Origin of the sequence: Szabonella alba (assembly GCF_016765775.1) — a bacterium.
In the GTDB taxonomy this organism is placed as follows: domain Bacteria; phylum Pseudomonadota; class Alphaproteobacteria; order Rhodobacterales; family Rhodobacteraceae; genus Szabonella; species Szabonella alba.
This window is the reverse complement of record NZ_JAESVN010000026.1, coordinates 1-2,500: the sequence shown is the minus strand read 5'-3', so window position 1 is coordinate 2,500 and position 2,500 is coordinate 1. Positions and strand designations below refer to the sequence as shown.

Below are 2,500 nucleotides of genomic sequence, written 5' to 3'. Positions count from 1 at the left end.
ACCCGAAACCAGGTGATCTAGCCATGTGCAGGATGAAGGTTGGGTAACACCAACTGGAGGTCCGAACCAACACCCGTTGAAAAGGGTCTGGATGACGTGTGGCTAGGGGTGAAAGGCCAATCAAACCTGGAGATAGCTGGTTCTCCGCGAAAGCTATTTAGGTAGCGCCTCGGACGAATACCATGGGGGGTAGAGCACTACATGGATGATGGGGGCCCACAGCCTTACTGAGTCTAAGTAAACTCCGAATACCCATGAGTACTATCCGGGAGACACACGGCGGGTGCTAACGTCCGTCGTGAAGAGGGAAACAACCCTGACCTGCAGCTAAGGCCCCTAATTCGTGGCTAAGTGGGAAAGCATGTGGGACGGCCAAAACAACCAGGAGGTTGGCTTAGAAGCAGCCATCCTTTAAAGATAGCGTAACAGCTCACTGGTCTAGATAAGCTGTCCTGCGGCGAAGATGTAACGGGGCTCAAGCCACGAGCCGAAGCTCAGGATGCATAGCGATATGCGTGGTAGCGGAGCGTTCTGTGATATAGCTCCATGTGTCTTGTCCTTCCGCAAGGGAGGCATGGACACAAGGAGCTTTCTGTGAAGCCGGGCCGTAAGGCAACCGGTGGAGAGATCAGAAGCGAGAATGTTGACATGAGTAGCGACAAAGAGGGTGAGAGACCCTCTCGCCGAAAGTCCAAGGGTTCCTGCTTAAAGCTAATCTGAGCAGGGTAAGCCGGCCCCTAAGGCGAGGCCGAAAGGCGTAGTCGATGGGAACCAGGTTAATATTCCTGGGCCAGGAGGATGTGACGGATCTCGACGGTTGTTCACCCTTATCGGATTGGGTGGGCCGCTTAGAGGTTCCTGGAAATAGCCCTCCATGAGACCGTACCCTAAACCGACACAGGTGGACTGGTAGAGAATACCAAGGCGCTTGAGAGAACCACATCAAAGGAACTCGGCAAAATGCTCCCGTAAGTTCGCGAGAAGGGAGCCCCGTCTGTACGCAAGTATGGGCGGGGGGCACAAACCAGGGGGTGGCGACTGTTTACTTAAAACACAGGGCTGTGCGAAGTCGCAAGACGACGTATACAGTCTGACGCCTGCCCGGTGCCGGAAGGTTAAAAGGAGAGGTGCAAGCCTTGAATTGAAGCCCCGGTAAACGGCGGCCGTAACTATAACGGTCCTAAGGTAGCGAAATTCCTTGTCGGGTAAGTTCCGACCTGCACGAATGGCGTAACGATCTCCCCGCTGTCTCTGATGTGGACTCAGCGAAATTGAACTGTGTGTCAAGATGCACACTTCCCGCGGTTAGACGGAAAGACCCCATGAACCTTTACTATAGCTTCGCACTGGCATCAGGATTGAGATGTGCAGGATAGGTGGTAGGCATCGAAACGGGGACGCCAGTTCTCGTGGAGCCAACCTTGAGATACCACCCTTCTTACTCTTGATGTCTAACCGCGGCCCGTTATCCGGGTCCGGGACCCTGCGTGGTGGGTAGTTTGACTGGGGCGGTCGCCTCCCAAACAGTAACGGAGGCGCGCGAAGGTTGGCTCAGACCGGTCGGAAATCGGTCGTTGAGTGCAATGGCAGAAGCCAGCCTGACTGCAAGACTGACAAGTCGAGCAGAGACGAAAGTCGGCCATAGTGATCCGGTGGTCCCGAGTGGAAGGGCCATCGCTCAACGGATAAAAGGTACTCTGGGGATAACAGGCTGATGATGCCCAAGAGTCCATATCGACGGCATCGTTTGGCACCTCGATGTCGGCTCATCTCATCCTGGGGCTGGAGCAGGTCCCAAGGGTATGGCTGTTCGCCATTTAAAGAGGTACGTGAGCTGGGTTTAGAACGTCGTGAGACAGTTCGGTCCCTATCTGCCGTGGGTGTAGGAGATTTGAGAAGAGTTGCCCCTAGTACGAGAGGACCGGGGTGAACGAACCACTGGTGGACCAGTTGTCGTGCCAACGGCAGTGCTGGGTAGCTATGTTCGGACAGGATAAACGCTGAAGGCATCTAAGCGTGAAGCCCCCTTCAAAACAAGATCTCCCTTGAGAGCCGTGGTAGACCACCACGTCGATAGGCCAGAGGTGTAAGCGCGGCAACGCGTTCAGCTGACTGGTACTAATTGCTCGATAGGCTTGATTTGATCCAGTAACAGCAAGGCTGAAAACATCAGCCCCTGCGGACAAGTCAAAAGCACCACAGACACTGGAAACAAGGCCAAAACGGCCCTGATGTTGGCTTCTTCCTCGGTTTGGTGGTCATAGCGCGAGCAAAACTCCCGATCCCTTCCCGAACTCGGCCGATAAGTGCCGCAGCGCCAATGGTACTGCGTCTTAAGACGTGGGAGAGTAGGTCACCGCCAAACCTAGAAAGAAGCCAGATCTCCGAACGATATCAAATCCGCGCAAAACAAAGCGCCAAGTCGCGGGGTGGAGCAGCCCGGTAGCTCGTCAGGCTCATAACCTGAAGGCCGCAGGTTCAAATCCTGCCCCCGCAACCA

1 tRNA gene and 2 rRNA genes (1 of these 3 cut by a window edge) are annotated in these 2,500 nt (G+C 55.0%); all 3 read left to right on the top strand.

What is annotated here, in order from left to right:
• Positions 1-2,143 (top strand): 23S ribosomal RNA (locus JL811_RS19590) (it extends 695 nt beyond the left edge of the window).
• A 107-nt stretch (positions 2,144-2,250) separates the two neighbouring features.
• Positions 2,251-2,365, top strand: a 5S ribosomal RNA gene (rrf, locus tag JL811_RS19585).
• Between the two features lie 58 nt (positions 2,366-2,423).
• A tRNA-Met gene (locus tag JL811_RS19580) sits at positions 2,424-2,500 on the top strand.